At 56.6% G+C, this 17663-nt stretch carries 18 protein-coding genes; 9 read left to right on the top strand and 9 right to left on the bottom strand.

Annotated features, from left to right (window positions below; all coding sequences use genetic code 11):
• Window positions 1-239 precede the first annotated feature (239 nt).
• A complete protein-coding gene (locus H7849_RS03050; protein WP_186744046.1) occupies window positions 240-710 on the top strand; it encodes a hypothetical protein in 471 nt (156 codons plus the stop codon).
• A 12-nt stretch (window positions 711-722) separates the two neighbouring features.
• On the opposite strand, the gene H7849_RS03045 is transcribed toward H7849_RS03050, so the two are convergent.
• The 6 genes from H7849_RS03045 to H7849_RS03020 form a co-directional block, all read right to left on the bottom strand.
• Entirely contained in the window at window positions 723-1145 is a 423-nt protein-coding gene (locus tag H7849_RS03045; protein WP_186744044.1) for a hypothetical protein, read from the bottom strand.
• The gene (hpnH, locus tag H7849_RS03040; RefSeq protein ID WP_186744042.1) at window positions 1142-2275 is read right to left on the bottom strand and encodes an adenosyl-hopene transferase HpnH; all 1134 of its coding nucleotides are present in this window, start codon (window positions 2273-2275) and stop codon (window positions 1142-1144) included. Before hpnH ends, H7849_RS03045 begins: the two co-directional genes overlap by 4 nt.
• Window positions 2276-2466: 191 nt before the next feature.
• The gene (gene shc / locus H7849_RS03035) at window positions 2467-4476 is read right to left on the bottom strand and encodes a squalene--hopene cyclase (protein WP_186744040.1); all 2010 of its coding nucleotides are present in this window, start codon (window positions 4474-4476) and stop codon (window positions 2467-2469) included.
• 197 nt (window positions 4477-4673) lie between these two features.
• Window positions 4674-5699 carry a 4-hydroxy-3-methylbut-2-enyl diphosphate reductase gene (locus H7849_RS03030; protein WP_186747139.1) on the bottom strand — a complete coding sequence of 342 codons (1026 nt, stop codon included), beginning with the start codon at window positions 5697-5699 and terminating at the stop codon, window positions 4674-4676.
• Window positions 5700-5783: 84 nt separating this feature from the next.
• Window positions 5784-7343 (bottom strand): alpha/beta hydrolase, encoded by a 1560-nt coding sequence (locus H7849_RS03025; RefSeq protein WP_186744038.1) that lies wholly within the window; start codon window positions 7341-7343, stop codon window positions 5784-5786.
• A 97-nt stretch (window positions 7344-7440) separates the two neighbouring features.
• Complete coding sequence (locus tag H7849_RS03020; RefSeq protein WP_186744036.1) at window positions 7441-7779, bottom strand: ArsR/SmtB family transcription factor; 339 nt, start codon at window positions 7777-7779, stop codon at window positions 7441-7443.
• Window positions 7780-7836: 57 nt separating this feature from the next.
• Here H7849_RS03020 and H7849_RS03015 point away from each other — a divergent pair, with 57 nt between their 5' ends.
• The gene (locus tag H7849_RS03015; protein ID WP_186744034.1) at window positions 7837-8313 is read left to right on the top strand and encodes an SRPBCC family protein; all 477 of its coding nucleotides are present in this window, start codon (window positions 7837-7839) and stop codon (window positions 8311-8313) included.
• Between the two features lie 5 nt (window positions 8314-8318).
• Here the strand turns inward: H7849_RS03015 and recN are convergent, their stop codons facing one another.
• Together recN and H7849_RS03005 are read right to left on the bottom strand one after the other, a co-directional pair.
• Window positions 8319-10007, bottom strand: a complete 1689-nt coding sequence (gene recN / locus H7849_RS03010) for a DNA repair protein RecN (protein ID WP_186744032.1) — start codon at window positions 10005-10007, stop codon at window positions 8319-8321.
• Window positions 10008-10071: 64 nt separating this feature from the next.
• On the bottom strand, window positions 10072-10281 hold the full coding sequence (locus H7849_RS03005; RefSeq protein WP_186744031.1) for a hypothetical protein: 210 nt from the start codon (window positions 10279-10281) through the stop codon (window positions 10072-10074).
• A gap of 284 nt (window positions 10282-10565) precedes the next feature.
• On the opposite strand from H7849_RS03005, the gene H7849_RS03000 reads away from it, so the two are divergent.
• From H7849_RS03000 to H7849_RS02970, 7 genes are all read left to right on the top strand, one after another.
• Window positions 10566-11348: a MotA/TolQ/ExbB proton channel family protein gene (locus H7849_RS03000; protein ID WP_186744029.1), complete on the top strand. Its 783-nt coding sequence runs from the start codon at window positions 10566-10568 to the stop codon at window positions 11346-11348.
• Window positions 11332-11760: an ExbD/TolR family protein gene (locus tag H7849_RS02995; RefSeq protein WP_186744027.1), complete on the top strand. Its 429-nt coding sequence runs from the start codon at window positions 11332-11334 to the stop codon at window positions 11758-11760. Before H7849_RS03000 ends, H7849_RS02995 begins: the two co-directional genes overlap by 17 nt.
• A 4-nt stretch (window positions 11761-11764) precedes the next feature.
• Window positions 11765-12619: a TonB family protein gene (locus tag H7849_RS02990; protein ID WP_186744025.1), complete on the top strand. Its 855-nt coding sequence runs from the start codon at window positions 11765-11767 to the stop codon at window positions 12617-12619.
• Window positions 12616-14019 (top strand): Tol-Pal system beta propeller repeat protein TolB, encoded by a 1404-nt coding sequence (gene tolB, locus H7849_RS02985; RefSeq protein ID WP_251106579.1) that lies wholly within the window; start codon window positions 12616-12618, stop codon window positions 14017-14019. Before H7849_RS02990 ends, tolB begins: the two co-directional genes overlap by 4 nt.
• Before the next feature lie 113 nt (window positions 14020-14132).
• Window positions 14133-14876, top strand: a complete 744-nt coding sequence (gene pal / locus H7849_RS02980; protein WP_251106578.1) for a peptidoglycan-associated lipoprotein Pal — start codon at window positions 14133-14135, stop codon at window positions 14874-14876.
• A gap of 98 nt (window positions 14877-14974) precedes the next feature.
• The gene (locus tag H7849_RS02975; RefSeq protein ID WP_186744024.1) at window positions 14975-15895 is read left to right on the top strand and encodes a tetratricopeptide repeat protein; all 921 of its coding nucleotides are present in this window, start codon (window positions 14975-14977) and stop codon (window positions 15893-15895) included.
• A gap of 49 nt (window positions 15896-15944) precedes the next feature.
• Window positions 15945-16157, top strand: a complete 213-nt coding sequence (locus tag H7849_RS02970; RefSeq protein ID WP_186744022.1) for a hypothetical protein — start codon at window positions 15945-15947, stop codon at window positions 16155-16157.
• A gap of 73 nt (window positions 16158-16230) precedes the next feature.
• Here the strand turns inward: H7849_RS02970 and H7849_RS02965 are convergent, their stop codons facing one another.
• On the bottom strand, window positions 16231-17577 hold the full coding sequence (locus tag H7849_RS02965) for a nucleotide sugar dehydrogenase (RefSeq protein ID WP_186744020.1): 1347 nt from the start codon (window positions 17575-17577) through the stop codon (window positions 16231-16233).
• Window positions 17578-17663: the final 86 nt, after the last annotated feature.

The following is a 17663-nucleotide window of genomic DNA, read 5'->3' as shown; positions in this document are numbered from 1 at the left end:
TCTATGGGAAGGCAATAGGAAAGGGTTGGTTGGCGAGCTGATCGTGTTACTTTGGCTGATTTAGAGCCACGTTATCCTATCCTTTGCTTTGCAAAGAATGGGTACCCCACCCCGATGACCTACTTCGCTATGCTTACCCGTTACGAAAGGACGGCACTTGGTGCAGATTACTCAGGTACACTGAACCTTCGTAACCTTGAACCCTATATTGCTTTGCGGGAAAATTTGACGCTTGCGAAATGGACTCTACTCTGGAAGGAAAAGAAAAGTATATGGAAGGTGGAGTTTGGGGAAAGATGCCGGCTGCTGTTAAGAAAAAAACAGAACCAGCCCCGACACTCGCGAAAAAGCCGGGAGTAAATCTATCAAATCTGCCCGACCACGTAACGATCAGAGACCGTGTATGGTGGCGAACCAGTAAGCTTTCGGAACATCGAACCTATTCATATGTCCTATGCCCGAAAAAGGAAATGGCCGACGACAATGTTTCAGGCTTTGATCACATCACGGTTTCGGGGGAGGACTGGGATCAGAATTCGCAACAAATTTTGAATGTCCATTTCACTCAGATTCATGACGGCTCGCACTTCACCTATTACCCCGATAGTGGCAAGTACGATATTGCCGATCCGCCCAGAGCTCTCGTGGATTTCGTCACTGCAATCTTTTTTCACGCAGTGGTCGTCAACATTTACAAGATTGACAAGTAGACCGCAAAGGAATTAATCGAGCTTTTCCGGTTCGATGGCGATGCCTTTTTCGCCGGCCGCTTTCTTTTCCCAGTATTTTTTGACCCAGGCTTCGAAGCTCTTCCCGGCTGCGGTGTCACGTCCAGTGAAGGCCAATGCGGCGATCTCTGAGTACGGGATGGTGAGCTTGGTGCGCTCTGTTGCCGGGATGATCCGAACGGCGGAGTCGGCTAGGGTTTTGCCGCTGCGGCGGTCGAAGACGTAGCCGCTGATCTGGCGGCCGTCTTTGAGGGTGAGGGTGACGTCGCCGCGGTAATCGAAAGCTTTCTCGAAGGCCTGATGAATCTCTTCATCGGTCGCGAGGGACGGGATCCAGCCTTCGAGCTGTTCGCGCTTAGCGCCTTCGGCTACTTCGAGCTCGTCGGGATTGGCGGTGTGTGCAGGCTGTGCTGTCATGCTGTGGTTCCCTGCTGCTCGACGACGTTGACCTTGGTTTCGATCTGGATGAGCGGGTTGAAGCTGTGCACGGGCTTGACCGGCTCGTTGAGCAGGTCGAGCGCACCGCGATCCTCGTATTTGTCGAAGAAGACGGCCATGGCAGTGTCGATGAGGCCGTGCAGCGAGCCGAAGGTGTAGTAGACGCCGGAGGCTTCGTAGCCGGAGTGGACCATGCAGTTGGCGCACTTCGGATTGCCGGATTCGGTGCCATAGTTGGACCAGTCGGTGGTGTCGATCAGTTCCTGGAAGGTGTCAGCGTAGCCGTCCTGCAGCAGGTAGCAGGGTTTTTGCCAGCCGAAGACGCTGTAGGCGGGCATGCCCCATGGGGTGCAGGCGAACTCACGCTTGCCCATGAGGAATTCCATGTACATGGGCGAGGCGTTGAACTTCCAGGTCTTCTTGCGGTTCGAGAGGATCGAACGAAAGAGTCGGCGCGAACGGGCGCGGCCGAGGAAGTGCTTCTGGTCGGGCGCCTTCTCGTAGGTGTAGCCCGGGGCAACCATCATGCCTTCGACACCGACTTCCATCAGCTCGTCGAAGAACGCGCGGACTGAATTCGGGTCGGCTCCGTCGAAGAGGGTCGTGTTGGTGGTGACGCGGAAGCCTGCGGCGATAGCTGCCTTGATGCCTTCAAGTGCGATGTCGTATCCGCCTTCGCGGCAGACAGAGAAGTCGTGGTGCTCGCGCTGGCCGTCGAGATGGACCGAAAACGACAGGTACTTGCTCGGCTTGAAAAGGTGAAGCTTCTCTTTAAGAAGCAGCGCGTTTGTGCACATGTAGACGTACTTCTTACGCGCAACGAGGCCTTCGACAATCTTATCGATCTGCGGGTGCAGTAGCGGTTCGCCTCCGGGGATCGAGACCATCGGCGTGCCGGATTCTTCGACGGCGCGGAAGCACTCTTCCGGCGACAGCTCCTGCTTGAGGATGTGCGCCGGGTATTGGATCTTGCCGCATCCGGCGCAGGCCAGATTGCAGCGGAAGAGCGGCTCGAGCATGGTGACGAGCGGAAAGCGCTTGCGTCCCTTGATCTTTTGCTTGAGGACGTAGGTTGCTACGGTCCATGCCTGGGAAACTGGTACAGCCATTTTCCTCCTTGAGGGGCTCGGCGAATGCCCGGGCCTGAAGGCCCTTCTTCTTGATCTTTGTTTCTCCGGGCTAAAGCCCGGAGCTTTTACCTAATTCTGTGCTGCGCTGCCGCGCCTGTCTTCAAACCAAAAAAGCAGATCCTTCCGTTTCACTTCGTTCAACGTCAGGATGACAGCATAAAACTAAGAGACTATGCGGCGCGTTCCATCGCGCGCTTGTAATTTGTGAGGGCCAGCAGCGGGAAATAATTCCGGTACTCGTGATAGGCGAGGTAAAAGACTCGCGGGAAGCCAGTGCCGGTGTAGATCGCCTGACGGGCACCCCCCTTGCCCACGCTCTCGTCCCAGTTCCCGTCTTTCTGCTGGTGCTCTATCAGCCAGCGCACGCCCTTGGCTACGCTATCGCTGCGGATGTCGCCGGCTGCGAGCAAACCAAGGATGGCCCATGCTGTCTGCGAGGGGGTGCTGACGCCTACGCCGCGCGTCGTCGGATCGTCGTAGCTGCCACAGCTTTCGCCCCAGCCTCCGTCGGAGTTCTGCACCATGCGAATCCACTCGGCTGCCTGCTGAATCTGCGGCTCGTGGTTCCACACGCCGATGGCTTCCAGGCCGCGCAAAACGAGGAAGGTTCCGTAGAGGTAGTTGACGCCCCAGCGGCCGAACCAGCTGCCGTCAGGCTCCTGCTCCTCGTAAATAAACTTGATAGCTTTTTCGACGCGCTTGTCTTTGCGCGTGTAGCCGTAGATCGCCAGCATCTCCAGGATGCGACCTGTGATGTCGACAGTCGGCGGGTCGAGCATCGCATTGTGGTCAGCAAAGGGGATGTGCTGGAAGATCATCTTCGTGTTGTCTTTGTCGAAGCTGGCCCAGCCGCCGTTCCTGCACTGCATGGCGAAGACCCAGTCGATGGCGCGGAGACAGACATCGTGCTGATATCGCTCGCGGGGATTATCGACCTTATTCAGTGCGAGCAGAACTTGTGCCGTATCATCAACATCCGGGTAAAACTCATTGTTGAACTCAAAGTACCAGCCACCTGGCTGAGTGTTGCGGACCTTTACTGCCCAGTCGCCTTTGTGACGGACTTCCTTTGAGAGCATCCAGTCGGCGGCCTTGAGCATGCGCGGATCATTACGATCCACTCCGGCCTCGCCAAGTGCATAGACGGCCTGTGCGGTATCCCACACCGGGGACATGCAGGGCTGCATGCGGAAGGTCGGCTCGGAGCAAGCAGCGGAGCCGTTAGGCTCGTCGATGCCCAGCTTTTCGAATTCGTCGATGGCGCGGATGACTTGCGGATCGTCGAGCGAATAACCGAGGCAGCGCAGAGCGACGATGGCGTTGAGCATGGCTGGATAGATGGCGCCCAGGCCATCGGACATCTCAAAGCGCTCAAGAAGCCACTTTTCCGCCTTCTTAAGCGCTATCGAGCGCAGCGGACGAATGTGGATGCGCTCGGCCCAGTGCGCAACGCGATCCCACATGAGGAAGAAATTACGCCAGCTGATCTTGTTCTTGCTATCCCATTTCAGGTGCAGATTGGCATTCTCGCGGCCGCCTACGAAAAGCTCGTCAATTCCCTGCTCATGCGGAATTTTCCTAAATGGCTTTTTCGCGTACGCGATCGACAGCGGCACCAGGATGGCGCGCGACCACGATGAAATTTCGTAAATATTGAAGTAGAACCACTTGGGAAAGAGCACGATCTCCGGCGGGACGGCCGGGACTGCGTCGTACTCGTACTGGCCAAGCGCGCAGAGGTAGATCTTTGTGAAGGTATTGCACCGAACAACGCCACCGTGCGCGAGGATCCATTCGCGGGCTTTTGCCAGGATCGGCTCGTCGGCACTCCAGCCCATCAGCTTGCAGGCGAAGTAGCACTTGACGGTGAGGCTGATATTACCGGGGCCGCCGGGATAGATGCTCCAGCTGCCATCGTCATTTTGGAAGCGCAGCATCTCGGTGAGGGCGCGCCGCAGCTTGGCTTCCTCGCCGGTACCGAGGAAACGGTGGACGAAGATGTAATCGGCTTCAAGCATGGCGTCGGCTTCGAGTTCGCCACACCAGTAGCCCTCTGAATCCTGGATGGAAAAGATGTAGTCGCGGGAACGCTTGATCGCGGCTTCTACGGACTCCAAGGCAGCATCGATTCTGCCGAATCTGGGTGTGCCGCGTTTTGCTGTTCCTGTACTTGTACTCATTCTGTGCTAAAAACTCTGGGGCATTTATGCAGCTGTTTTTACCTCTGCAACAAAACGATCATTCTGCCCTGCGAAAAAGTCTCAATCCGGGACCAAGCCCGTCTTTGTAATATTCACGTTCTGCGAGGGATTGAAATCCTCGCTCGCCGAACCCACTCTTACCCTGTACGAGTCGAACACTTAGACCCGCGCCCTACTTAAACAGATGCAGGTGCTGACACTGGAGCGGATGCGATTGCCTGAACGATCTCCGGTGGTAAACCAAATCTGACGTTTTCCGGCATGACTTCTACTTCTTCGACGCTACCAAAACCTTTTTGACGCAAATAATTTACGACGTCTTCGACGAGGATTTCGGGAGCAGATGCCCCCGCAGTAATTGCAACGGTCGAAACGGTTTCGAGCCACGCGGGGTCGATAGCTTCAGAGTTATCGATGAGGTAGCCGTTCGTTCCCAGATTGCGCGAAACCTCGACCAGACGATTCGAGTTGGAGCTGTTGTTCGAGCCTACGACGAGGACGAGGTCGGCGTTATGCGCCACGTTCTTGACCGCAGTCTGGCGGTTTTCTGTGGCGTAGCAGATGTCCTGCGAGTGCGGGCCGATGATGTTGGGAAATTTCTCCTTGAGCGCGTGGATAATGTCACGCGCCTCGTCGAGAGAAAGCGTGGTCTGCGTGAGGTAAGCGACCCGATTTGGATCGGGCACCTTGAGGTTCTCTACTTCTTTAGCGCTGGAGACAATCTGGGTCACGTCGGGTGCTTCGCCGAATGTGCCCTCGATCTCATCGTGGTCGCGATGACCGACGAGGACCAGCGAGTAGCCCTGCTTGGCAAACTTGACGGCTTCGACGTGGACCTTCGTGACGAGCGGGCAGGTGGCGTCAATGACCTTGAGGTTGAGGTCTTTGCTGTGCTGGCGGACGGCGGGCGAAACGCCATGGGCGCTATAGATAACGCGCATGCCTTCGGGGACCTGGTCAATCTCGTCGACGAAAATCGCGCCCTTTTCCGCTAATTCATTCACGACAAAGCGGTTGTGAACGATTTCTTTGCGCACGTAGATCGGTGCGCCGAAGGTTTCTAAGGCGATTTTTACGATATCGATGGCGCGAACGACACCTGCACAGAAGCCGCGGGGCTTGAGGAGGAGAACGCGCTTTTCAGAAGATTCGGAGCCATCGCGAGGCTCAACCGTAAGGGGGTCAATTGTCGTTGCTGTCACATCTACCAGTATACCGTGCCGGGGGGTATGGGGATAGGCCTGAACGAACCCGGGAGTGACCGGCTGGGTTCGCTCAGGCAGCACTCATTTCTTCTCCGGTCTGGCGACTGCGTACATTTCGGCGGCTATTTTGTCGAATAACGCCATACGGTCATCGCCCTCTTTGTAGAGGTCGAAGTGCGTGCGGTTGTCGAGGTAGGTGAAGTGCGGGTCGGCATCAAAACCTTTGAGCACGGCCTCGAATTTGTGGGCAGCTCCGTCGAGGTAGAAGGTGTCCGCGGTTCCGACGATGAGGTGTATTTTTCCCTTCAGGTCTTTGCCGCGTGCGGCCCAGTCGGTCGAGACGATGTTGGCGAGGTCGTAGTGATCGTGCCAGTAGGCAATGACGGATGGGTCAACGTCGCCAGTATCGCGATTGAACATTTTGAGTGGACGACCATCGGCCCCACGAGGCGAGAAGACCCACTCGAACGAAGCCAGTTGGCCGCCGTAAACGCCTAAGACACGCTCCTGCTTTGCCAGCTCTTCCATGGTTGCCATGATTTTTTCGTGGTCGCGAATGATGGGGAACGCGCTGCCGTCAGACCGATGATAGAGATTGGCGTGCGACGCGTAGAGATCGATCTGACTGAAGTTGTGGAAGTCGCTGGGATCGGGTGATGTGGACCAGGTGCCACCGAAGATCTTCGGATAGTTCACCTGGAGTTGAAGACTCGCCCAGCCGCCGGAAGAGTGTCCCTGCAGGAAGCGTCCGCTAGGCTTCGCATCCATGCGGTATTTCGATTCAATCCACGGGATGAATTCCGTTGTGAGCGCGGCGCCCCATGGACCGTTGTTAACCGAGTCGGCGAATTCGTGAGTGCCGGTGGCGAGCGACTCATCGAGCATGACCCAGATCATGGGTGGCATTTTGCCTTGCGCCATGCGCGCGTAGATCATCTGGCCCTGGGCCTTCGCGGAAATGAGATTGCCACCAAAACCGTGCGTCCAGTAAACGGTGGGAAATTTCTCCTCGGCTTTGTCGCTGTAGCCGGGCGGCAGAATAATCCAGGCGCGGATGCGAGTTTCGCGACCGGAAAACTTTGTTAGCGATGGACTGATGAAGTCGGCGGGCTGCGTGTGGTCGTCTGCAGCTTTCTGGACTTCCGGCGGTAACGGCAGCTTAGGGGTTTGCCGGGCTGGGGCTTTGCTGTTGAGGACCAGGGATGGTTGGCTTCCCTCACCCGGCGTCCACGATTGCAAGGCGATGACATCGCTGATGAGATCACCTTCACCACGGCCTCCGTAGGTATAGGTGTGATTCACGTCAAGCACGGCCTGCGCCTGGTAGTCGCCGGGCTTGAGGCTGGAGAAGGCTGCAGGAAAGGCTAGGTCGTCAGTGTCGATGTCTACTGCCTCACCCGGCTTGAGATACAGTATTTCCTTTGCCGCAACGTAGACTTCGCTTGGCTGGAACTGATTCATGTCTACTTCTTTCGTGCCGGTTCCAGGCGCGAGAAAGACGAGCAGGCGGCCGGATGCGGGCGCGCTGATTTCCGGGCCTATAGTGACGCGGAAGAAAAGATGCTGCGATTGCTGGGCGAGTGCGGTTGCGGCGAATAGGAGAGTGGCAAGGAAGTGAAGAGAAGGCTTGCGGACGCGCATTGCGTCGCAGTGTAACAGGTGCGGTCGTGAGGGGTCCTCATGCTTTTGGTGGAGGTGAACAAACCCAGGTTAGCTTCGCGAACCTGGGGCACCCCCGTTAGTGTGTTTCCAGGTCATGTTTCATGCGGGCGAGGATGTCGATGGCATAGGTGGCGTAGCGGCTGATCCAGCGGTCGTAGATTTCTTTGATCGGCAACGGGTTGATGTAGTTCCAGCGATGGCGGCCTTCGCGCTTTACGATGATCAGCTCTGCTTTCTCGAGTACTCCGAGGTGTTGCATTACGGTGCAGCGGTCGAGGTCTTTGAAGGTGTTGCAGATGTCTCCTGTGGTCTGCGGTTTGTCCCGGAGAAGGTCGAGCATTTCACGGCGGCGGTAGTCGGCTAATGCCTTGAAGATGGCCTCCTGCCGTTCGCGCTCCTTCTTTGTGGTTGACATGTTATAAAAACATAACATATATTCTGGCTGTCTTGGAAAACGAGATCAGGAGGAACCATGGATCTAAAGTTTCAGATTCAGACAAAGATTCAGAAACCGGTCGCGGAGGTCTTTGACGCGGTTTATAACCCGAAGAAGATCACACAGTACTTTGCTACCGAATCGGCGAGCGGGCCGCTGGATGATGGGGCGAAGGTGATCTGGCGGTTTGCGGATTATCCGGGCGATGTTCCATTGTCTGTGAAGAAGGTTGTTCCCAATGCGTTGATTGTTTTTGAATGGACGGCGATGGAAGGCGGCTATGACACGCATGTCGAAATGAAGTTTGAGCCGCTCGGCCCGGAAGAGACGCTGGTCAGCATTTCAGAAGGCAACTGGAAGGAAAATCAAAAGGGGCTGGATAGCTCGTACGGGAATTGCTACGGCTGGATGCAGATGAGCTGTTGCCTGAAGGCCTATCTAGAGTATGGGATCAATCTGCGAAAAGGCTTCTTTTACAACCCGAAGTTGGAGAACCATCCTAAAGGGAAATGATGCTATTACCTGCTGGTCTTAATCATTTGCTCGGCGTGTTTGAGCGACGTGTCAGTTACAGTGGCGCCGCTCAACATGCGAGCAACCTCTTCGGTGCGATCTGAAGCTTCGAGCAGGCGGACTGAGGTTTTGGTGCGTCCGCTGTGTTCCTTTTTCTCGATGAGGAAATGCTGGTCGGCAAAGGCAGCGATTTGCGGCAGATGCGTTACGCACAAAACCTGCTGCGCACGGGAGAGCGCTTTGAGTTTTTGACCGACGGCTTCGGCAGCACGGCCTCCGATGCCGATATCGATTTCGTCGAAGACAAGAGTGCGCGGGACCTGTGTTTTCTTTTTGCTTTGCGCTTTGCTTGCGCCTTCTTCCACGCTGACTTTGAGCGCAAGCAGGACGCGCGACATTTCGCCGCCGGAGGCGATTTCATCGAGCGGCTTTAGCGGTTCGCCCGCATTTGTGGCGATGCGGTATTCGACCGTGTCCCAGCCGTGGGTGGTCCAATGCGCGGGGTCTTCATTCGGAGCGACAGTCACAGCGAAACGGACTTTCATGGCGAGGTCATTGATCTGCGTCTCGGCTAATTTTTCGAGCTTCTTTGCTGCCGCTGCGCGATCGGCGGTAAGGGCCTGTGCGGCTTTGCGATAGGCGTCGGCTGCAATCTTCAGGTCACCACGCAGGGTTTTCAGAATTTCGTCGCGATTCTCGATTTCGTTGAGCTTTCCTGCTACTTCTTTGCCGTAGGCGATGACTTCGGCCAGAGTCTGCCCGTATTTGCGCTTCAGGCGGCTGAGAGCGGCGAGACGGTCTTCAATTTCGGCAAGCCGCTCTGGCGAAGCCTGAATGTTCTCGGCATAATCGCGGACGGTGGCGCTTACGTCCTCGACCGATGCGCGGGCAGACGCGATCTGCTGCGCGGCTTCCTGGAATTTTGGATCGTAGTGCGCCAGTTCCTCGATCTGTTTTTGCGCTGCGCGTAGAGCCGTCTCCGCGGAACTGGCTCCTTCGTAGAGCAGCTCATGGGTGTTCATCGCGGCGGCGTATAGTTTTTCGGCGTTGGATAAGACGCGGCGCTCGATTTCGAGAGACTCGTCTTCGCCTTCGGCAGGCTTGACGCTGTCGATCTCGTTGCGCTGGAAGCTCCAGAGGTCGACCATGCGGAGACGGTCCTGCTCGTCGCGTTCGAGGTCGTTGAGCTTCTGCTGAATGGCTCGCCAGCGCTCGTGAGCGGCGGTGGTGAATTCTTCGGAGATGTTGCCGAAGCGGTCGAGGAGGCTGCGCTGCTGTGGCTGATCGAAGGCTCCCAGCGTTTCACTCTGTGCGTGGACGAGGGCGAGTTCGGGCGCAAGCTGGCGGAGAACGGCTACCGTTGCCGGCTGATTGTTAATGAAAACGCGACCTTTTCCATTCGACAGGATTTCGCGTCGCAAGATGATTTCATGGCCTTCGCTATCGATGCCGTTGGTCTCGAGGATGGCCTCGGCTCCTTGCGTAGCTTCAAAGACGCAAGCGACGACAGCCTTGTCTGCTCCGTGGCGCACCACTTCAGACGAGGCTTTATCGCCCATCAGCAGGGCGAGCGCATCGACGAGAATCGACTTGCCTGCTCCGGTTTCTCCGGTAAGGAGATTGAGGCCGGCGCCGAAGACTGCGATGGCGTGATCAATGACCGCGTAATTTTCTGCGCGCAGCTCGAGCAGCATCTCGAACGCAGCATATCAAGGAAGAGCGTTCGGCGATACGTAACAGAGGAACCTGAATGTTTCGTTATGCGGAAGCAGCAGGCGTGAAGCCGTCGCAGCCGCTCATTGCGCTCACTTTCAAGTGAAGCGGAGCGTGCTTAGGATGGCCGCAGTCGTCCAAAAACGTCTCCGAGGCATCCTTGGAGCTGTGGATCCGGATGAGCGTGGGGGTGGCCGGGTGCGGCTCACCGAAGTGGGCACACAGTCCACATTGGCCTGAATGCAGTGCGATCATAGAAGGCTCCTTTCCAGGTTGGATGCCATGATACTCCATCGTCCTTGTACTCGGACACGAATCTGCCGCTGAGTGTTGTTTTAAAAGTCTTGTTACAGCAAACAGTTCGTCGGATGATCACGCTTGGCAGCAAGTGTGCGCCCAAACTCCTTGTGGAGAGTGGCGGCTGAGAGAATAAAGAGAGAACCCTTCTTACGAGAGGTTCTTCAGACAAAGATTTTCCTTCGTCACCTTCTGGCAACTTGGTTGCTCTAATTTGCGTCTGCTAACGTTAATACAAGGCGATGACACACATTTTTCTTGCAATTGCTTTAGTTTTATTTCAGGCGGAGCCCGACGCAGCCGCGCCGCCTGCTCCTCCGAGCGGTAGCGCGATTGTGGAGATGCTGCAAAACAGCGGACCGATTGCGCTGGCTGTTCTCGGGCTGCTGCTGATTGCCAGTCTTTATTCGTGGGCGATCATTCTCGGCAAGTGGGGCACGTTCAAGCGTGCGCGCGCGCAGAGCAATCGCTTCCTGCGTGCTTTTCGCAAGGCGAACCGTCTGCAGGAGATTGCCGCCGTCAGTGAGCAATTCAAGCCCAGTCCGCTGGTGAATGTATTTGACGAGGTTTACGAGACGTATCGGAGACAGACAGGTGGATATGGACCTCCGAAGAACATTACAGCTCTTGAACGGGCAGCACAGACGGCTTCGAGTGAAGCACTGACAGTTCTGGAGCAGCGGCTCACCTGGCTGGCAACCATTGGCGCGATTTCGCCTTTTATTGGCTTGTTCGGCACGATCATGGGTATTGTCGATGCCTTCCATGGATTGGGAACTGCGGGCGCGGCGACGCTGCGCGCAGTGGCGCCGGGTGTTTCTGAGGCGCTGATCACGACTGCGGCTGGCCTTGTCGTCGCGGTACCGGCTGTGATCGCTTACAACCAGTTCACGGCGCGCTGCCGCGAATTTGGGGCGCGCATGGATGACTTCTCGCGCGAACTGCTGAACAGCATGGAAGAGTTTACGGTAGGAGCGAACGAGGATCCGCTGGAAAGGCAAGCCGCGCGTGGCGTTCACAAGTAGATCCGGTCATACGCAGACCGCTCTGGCGGAAATCAACATCACTCCTCTGGTGGACGTGGTGCTGGTGCTGCTGGTGATCTTTATGTTGACGGCTCCGGTTCTGCAGTCAGGCATTGACGTAGCCGTGCCGAAGACGAAGACGGTAAAGGAAATTACCGAGCAGCGCACGGTGTTGACGATCGATAAAGATCAGCGCGTATTTCTTGGCGATCAGCCGATCAATCTTGCCGATCTCGCTTCGCGCCTGCACGAATCGAATACTGATCCTGCGCACCGGATTATTTATCTGCGCGCCGATGAGCGTGTGCCGTTTGGCGCGTTCGCTTCGGTAATGGATGCCGTGAAGCAGGCCGGAATTACCAATATCAGCATTGTGACGCAGCCACTGAATAACGGCTCTGCGGTGAAGTAGCAGGATGAGGACCAGCGCAAGAATCGAAGTTGAAGGGAACCGTCTTGGTGGCCCGGCTGTGGGTTCGCTCATGCTCCACGCTGGAGTGGTGGCGCTGGTTGTGGTGTATATCTTTCTCGTCGGGCGGTTTCATGGCGGCATCTGGGGTAACAGCGAGTCTGCGCCGGGTGCGATTCAGGCCACGCTGGTGAGTTCGGCTCCGACGATTCCGCTGCCGAGTGAAAACAAGCCGACGGAGAATGTTCTGGCAACGCAGACACCCAGTCCGGCACCTGCGCCGCCTGCTCCGGAAAAGACAGTGCAGGCGCCTCCGCCGGATGCAATTCCGATTCCTGAAAAGCAGAAGATTCCTCCCAAGGTAAAGCAGGCTCCGCAGAAGGCTGAAGCTCCGGTGAAGCCGAAGCCACAGAAGAATGTCACGCCCACTTCGACGAAGCATGCGCAGCCGGTTCCGAACCAGCAGAACCGCGCGAATTACGGCGAAGCTACCCAAAGTAATATTCCGCGATCGATGGCAAGCAACCCAAATGGGAATAATCCCGTCGCAGTCAATGGGGGAGACTTTGGTTCGCGCTTCCCCTGGTACGTGGAATTGATTCGCAGACGAACGGCGCAAAACTGGCTGACACAGGAAGTCTCTCCGAGCACCCCGGCGGGAGCCAGGGTGTATTTGTCTTTTGTGGTCTCCCGGGATGGTTCTCCAAGCCAGATACGGATTGCGCAGTCGAGCGGCTCGCCTAGTCTGGACACTTCGTGCCTCAGAGCGGTCCAGAGGGTTGATTCCTATGGTCCATTGCCTGGAGGATACAACGGAAGCTCGCTTTCGGTGTCGTACTATTGTGAAGAGCCCGGGCGATGATGTTGATCCAGTTTCCGCAAATTTCTCTGCCGGACGGAAGAATGATTATTGGTAAGAAATCAGGAATTTTGCTCTCACGTTATTCCCTTCTATTTGCAGCAATTTTTATCCTGAGCGGCCTAGAGATCGCGCATGCACAGGACTGGGTGCGCACTGGCACGAATCTCGGCGCACAGAAGATTCGCCTGGCGGCTGCAAATTTCAAGCAAACATCGAATGATCCTCAGTCTGGCTCGCTGAAGGGCGCGTTCGACACGACGCTCTTTAACGATCTGCAAAATGCGGGCATCTTCGACATGGTGTCGAAGAGCATGGCTCCGCCGCTGATGCCGGGTTCGCCGCAGGAGATCAATCTGCCTGACTGGGCGGCTGCTCCTTCCAATGCCGACATGGTGGTTTTTGGGTCCCTTGGAGTCGCGGATGGAAAAGTGTCCGTTTACGGTTACTTATTCGACGCGAAGAACCAGCAGACGCCGCAGATTCTGGGCAAGCAGTATTCGGACAATGCCAGCGTCGACAATGCGCGCGCGATTGCTCACCGCTTTGCCGATGAGATTATTACGCGGCTGGGCGGCGTTGCCGGTATCTGCGAGACGAAGATTTATTTCGTCTCTTTCAGGTCGGGCAACAAAGAAATCTGGGTGATGGATTACGACGGCGAGAACGAACACCAGATTACGCATCTGGGCTCGATCTCGCTCTCGCCGCGCGTGGCTCCGGATAATTCGCGGGTTGCGTTTTCGAGTCTCGGCAAGAACGGCTGGTCTATCCGCATGTACTCACTGTTGCTGAACCGTGCCGTGAATTTCAATTCACCGGGCGGGACGACGATCTCTCCGGCGTGGTCGAGTGACGGATCGAAGCTGGCATTCTCCTCGTCGCATGATGGCGATTCGGAAATCTTTACGTCGGACGCGAGTGGTGGCGGTCTGCATCGCGTGACTGCCTTCCGCGGACCGGATGTTTCGCCGGTGTGGAATCCCAAGACGAATGCGCAGATTGCGTGGGTGAGCGGGCGCACGGGACTGCCGCAGATCTACATCATGGATTCGGATGGCGCAAATGTGCAGCGCATGACCGACGGCGGCTATGCCACTTCGCCTTCGTGGTCGCCCAACGGGCAATTCCTGGCCTTTGCGTGGAACCGCAAGTACGGCCCGGGCGCGCCAGGCGGACAGGATATCTACATCATGGACGTTGCCAGCAAGCGCTGGACGCAGCTGACCCATGATTCCGGGCATAACGATTTTCCCTCATGGTCTCCAGACTCGCGCCACATTGTCTTTCAACGGGAAGACGGCGGCGCTACGCAGATCTGGACCATGCTGGCTGACGGTTCTGAACAACACGCATTGACACATGGCAGCGCCAACACCATGCCGAATTGGAGTTGGAAGTAAGTTTGCAGTTTTTTCATTTGCCTGGCAGACGGAGTTCGATGCGCCTGCCCTGTCCTGGCTAGCAATAACGCTCGTTCGAGAGCCTTTACAATTCGCTCCCAAAGGAGGAGATCGTGCAACACCTTCACCGCAAGTATCTTGCTTCTGTAGTCAGTCTCGCAGCGCTGGTAATCATGGCAGGCTGCCACAAGAAAGCGGCCCCGCCGCCCCCGCCGCCCCCGCCAACGGTTACCGCGCCCGCTCCGACCGCTGATATCACCGTGACACCGCAGGCGATCAACCCTGGTGACAGCGCCGTGCTGACATGGAAAACAACGAATGCTACGGATACTTCGATTGAAGGCGTGGGTCAGGTTGCGACAGCAGGCACGATGAATGTGAAGCCGACCGCATCGACCAACTATCACCTGATCGCGCGCGGAGATGGCGGCTCGACGGATGCGACAGCACGCCTGACGGTGAATGCGCCGCAGGCTCCTGCGAGCAACCTGAATGAGAGCGACATGGATGACACCCTCTTCCACCAGAACGTGCAGGACATTTTCTACGACTATGACGCGTATGAGATCCGTCCCGATGCGCAGCCGATTATTTCCAAAGATGCCGCGTTCCTGAATCAGCATCAGGGGATCAAGGTCGTGATTGGCGGCTACTGCGACGAGCGTGGATCGACGGAATACAACCTGAGCCTCGGCGAAAACCGCGCCAATGCGGCCAAGCAGGCGCTGGTAAATGCCGGCGTAAGTCCGGACCGTCTGCGCACCGTGAGCTACGGTAAGGAAAAGCAGTTCTGCACCGAGCACACGGAAGAGTGCTGGCAGCAGAACCGCCGAGCCCAGTTCGGCGTGGACCGCTAAATCCTACCCGTGCGACGGCAGCATTGCAGCACGCAGTGCTGCCGTTTGCTTTTGGACTACACTCAATGTAAGGACATGCACAACGCCGGGGAATTTCTATGCGAAAGATTTTAGTTCAGCTCACAGCGATTGCGTCGCTTGCACTTCTCTGCCCTGCCCCCAGGGCGCATGCCGCTTCAAAGGAAATGATTCAGCTGCAGCAGCAGGTGCAAACATTGCAGGATACGCTGCAACGGCTGCAGCAATCGAACGATGAGCGCATGGGAGTACTGCAGCACCTGGTGGAGCAGACAGCGGACAGCGTGAACCGCATGTCACAGGCGATGAATACTCTGCAGCAGCAAGTTCAAGCACAAAATGAAGGTAGCGGCGGCAAGGTGGACCAGCTCTCAGGCCAGATGCAGAGCCTGAACGATTCCGTCGACGAGCTGAAATCGCGCATTGCCCGGCTGGATAAGACCCTGCACGATATTCAGGGACAGCTGCAAAATGTGAACACCCAGCAGGCAGCCGGTGGACAGATGGGCGGAGTGCCCGGTGGGCAACAGGCACCCGGAGGAGCAGACGGCAATGCCACACCGGCACAGCCCCCTGCGCCTCCGGTAGACCAGCTCTACCAGGGAGGCCTGCGCGACTACAACAGCGCAAAATATGACGTGGCCGCCGGTGAATTCGGCGATGTTTTGAAGTATTATCCTCAGGACAACCTTGCTGGTAATGCGCAGTTCTATCTTGGCGAGATTGCTTATCGCCAGGGCGACTATAAGACGGCAATCCAAAGCTATGACGCGGTGCTGGAGCAGTTTTCGGGCAATCCCAAGGTTCCGGCAGCGCAATTGCGCAAGGGCGAAGCCGAGCTGGCCACGAACCAGCGCGATGCGGGCATTCGCGACCTGCGCAATCTGATTCAACGATATCCACAATCCCCGGAGGCAGCGCAGGCACGCAGCCGATTGAACGGCATGGGAGTTAGAGTTATGGCACCCAAGCCATCCCCTTCGGCATATAAGCCGCAGTAAACAGGCTCATTGGCAACTAGCTTCGCAGAACGGCCATCGAAGAGGACTTATGCCAACTCGTCACGATAGCGACTCCTGCAAGGGTGCGGTGGAAAGCCAATCCCCTACCGACTCTACACCGCGACCTGACCTGCGAAGCAATCTTGCGGATCAGCTGCCGCATAGGCTCGCGGACCCGATGATCAAAGACCTGGACCATGACAACGATACCGACTTTCCCGAGCCGGGACGGGTAGGGGAACACAGCGGTCAGCACGAATAAACGCCGGTTAGCGGTCATGCGGGCAGACGCCTGCTGACGGCGACTGATCATTGCCCCCAGCAGCCCACGGCCGTCAGCATCGTACGATTTTTTCCGACCGAATGCCCTTGGTTGCATTCCTTGTATCGACTACCAGCTTTGATTCCTTAACGATGCGGGCGTAGTCGTAATCGGAGTGATCGGTCACGATAAGGACGCAATCGTATTGGTCGAGATTGTCGAGAGGCACTCCGTGCATGTCGAGATCGTAGTGGCGGCCGCGTCCTACATACGGGAAAAATGGGTCGTTGTAGGAGACGACGGCGCCGCGCTGTTTGAGAAGCTCAATGATGGTGAGCGAAGGCGACTCGCGGAGATCGTCTATGTCTCTTTTGTAAGCAAGCCCGAGCACAAGCACCTTCGCACCTTTGAGCGCTTTCGATTGCTCGTTGAGGCCGGCGATTGTTTGATCCACAACGTAATACGGCATCGCCACGTTCACTTCGCCGGCTAGCTCAATGAATTTTGTCCGGAAGTCGTATTGCTTTGCCTTCCATGAAAGATAGAAGGGATCGATGGGAATGCAGTGGCCTCCGAGGCCGGGGCCCGGATAGAAGGCCTGAAAGCCAAAGGGTTTGGTTTTGGCCGCATCGATAACTTCGAAAATGTCGATGTTCATGCGATCGCAGAGTTGCTTCAGCTCGTTCACCAACGCGATGTTTACACAACGGTAGATATTTTCGAGAAGCTTGGTCATCTCGGCGGCAGCCGGGGTTGAGACGGGGACCGTGCGATTGAATATGCTTCCGTATACAGCAGATGCCAGCTCCAAGGCGACAGGACCGACTCCGCCAATAACCTTCGGGATATCGCGACGTGCAACAGTGTCGTTGCCGGGGTCTTCACGCTCGGGCGAAAAAGCCACATAGAACCCCTTAGTCGACGCATCGCGGCTGACGCGAAGCTGTTGGCTGTTTCCCTCTTCGAGAATTGGGATCAGCACTTCTTCGGTCGTGCCGGGATAGGTTGTGCTTTCAAGAATGATCAGCTGACCCTCTCGCAGATGCGGGGCGATAGCCTTCGCTGTGTCGCGGATATAGCTCAGGTCCGGCTCGTGATTCTCGTTGAGCGGCGTGGGAACGCAGATGATGACCGCGTCAATATTCGCAATTTCTGAGTAGTCGAAGGTGGCGCGAAAACCGTGCTTCTGGGCGGCTTGAATCTCCGTGCCGGGAATGCGGACGATGTAGGAGCCTCCCTCGTTGAGCGTGGAGACTTTCCTGGTATCGATATCGAAGCCGGTGACGGCGAAGCGCTCCTCACTTAAGAGAAGCGACAGCGGCAAGCCGACATAACCCATTCCAATAATGCCGATGCGTGCGGAGCGGTTTTCGACCTTCTGAGTGAATTGTGCTGCTTCGCGTGCGACAACATTTGCCATGTATAGAATCCCTTCAGGCGTTCAGCCTTTAAGAACTATCATCGCATTTATCTCTGGTTAAGCGCGAACATGGGAGGGTGCTAGAA

The sequence above is a fragment of the Alloacidobacterium dinghuense genome (assembly GCF_014274465.1).
Lineage (GTDB): Bacteria > Acidobacteriota > Terriglobia > Terriglobales > Acidobacteriaceae > Alloacidobacterium > Alloacidobacterium dinghuense.
Note: the sequence above shows the minus strand (reverse complement) of the source record. Positions and strands in the feature narration are given on the sequence as shown.

What these genes read in the sequence shown, in the direction of transcription:
- H7849_RS03025 (WP_186744038.1), bottom strand. Translation starts at nt 7,343, where the DNA reads ATGCGCGTCCGCAAGCCTTCTCTTCACTTCCTTGCCACTCTCCTATTC.
- H7849_RS03015 (WP_186744034.1), top strand. Translation starts at nt 7,837, where the DNA reads ATGGATCTAAAGTTTCAGATTCAGACAAAGATTCAGAAACCGGTCGCG.
- H7849_RS02990 (WP_186744025.1), top strand. Translation starts at nt 11,765, where the DNA reads ATGAGGACCAGCGCAAGAATCGAAGTTGAAGGGAACCGTCTTGGTGGC.
- shc (WP_186744040.1), bottom strand. Translation starts at nt 4,476, where the DNA reads ATGAGTACAAGTACAGGAACAGCAAAACGCGGCACACCCAGATTCGGC.
- recN (WP_186744032.1), bottom strand. Translation starts at nt 10,007, where the DNA reads ATGCTGCTCGAGCTGCGCGCAGAAAATTACGCGGTCATTGATCACGCC.
- H7849_RS02970 (WP_186744022.1), top strand. Translation starts at nt 15,945, where the DNA reads ATGCCAACTCGTCACGATAGCGACTCCTGCAAGGGTGCGGTGGAAAGC.
- H7849_RS02975 (WP_186744024.1), top strand. Translation starts at nt 14,975, where the DNA reads ATGCGAAAGATTTTAGTTCAGCTCACAGCGATTGCGTCGCTTGCACTT.
- hpnH (WP_186744042.1), bottom strand. Translation starts at nt 2,275, where the DNA reads ATGGCTGTACCAGTTTCCCAGGCATGGACCGTAGCAACCTACGTCCTC.
- H7849_RS03050 (WP_186744046.1), top strand. Translation starts at nt 240, where the DNA reads ATGGACTCTACTCTGGAAGGAAAAGAAAAGTATATGGAAGGTGGAGTT.
- H7849_RS03020 (WP_186744036.1), bottom strand. Translation starts at nt 7,779, where the DNA reads ATGTCAACCACAAAGAAGGAGCGCGAACGGCAGGAGGCCATCTTCAAG.
- H7849_RS02965 (WP_186744020.1), bottom strand. Translation starts at nt 17,577, where the DNA reads ATGGCAAATGTTGTCGCACGCGAAGCAGCACAATTCACTCAGAAGGTC.
- tolB (WP_251106579.1), top strand. Translation starts at nt 12,616, where the DNA reads ATGATGTTGATCCAGTTTCCGCAAATTTCTCTGCCGGACGGAAGAATG.
- H7849_RS03000 (WP_186744029.1), top strand. Translation starts at nt 10,566, where the DNA reads ATGACACACATTTTTCTTGCAATTGCTTTAGTTTTATTTCAGGCGGAG.
- H7849_RS03045 (WP_186744044.1), bottom strand. Translation starts at nt 1,145, where the DNA reads ATGACAGCACAGCCTGCACACACCGCCAATCCCGACGAGCTCGAAGTA.
- H7849_RS03005 (WP_186744031.1), bottom strand. Translation starts at nt 10,281, where the DNA reads ATGATCGCACTGCATTCAGGCCAATGTGGACTGTGTGCCCACTTCGGT.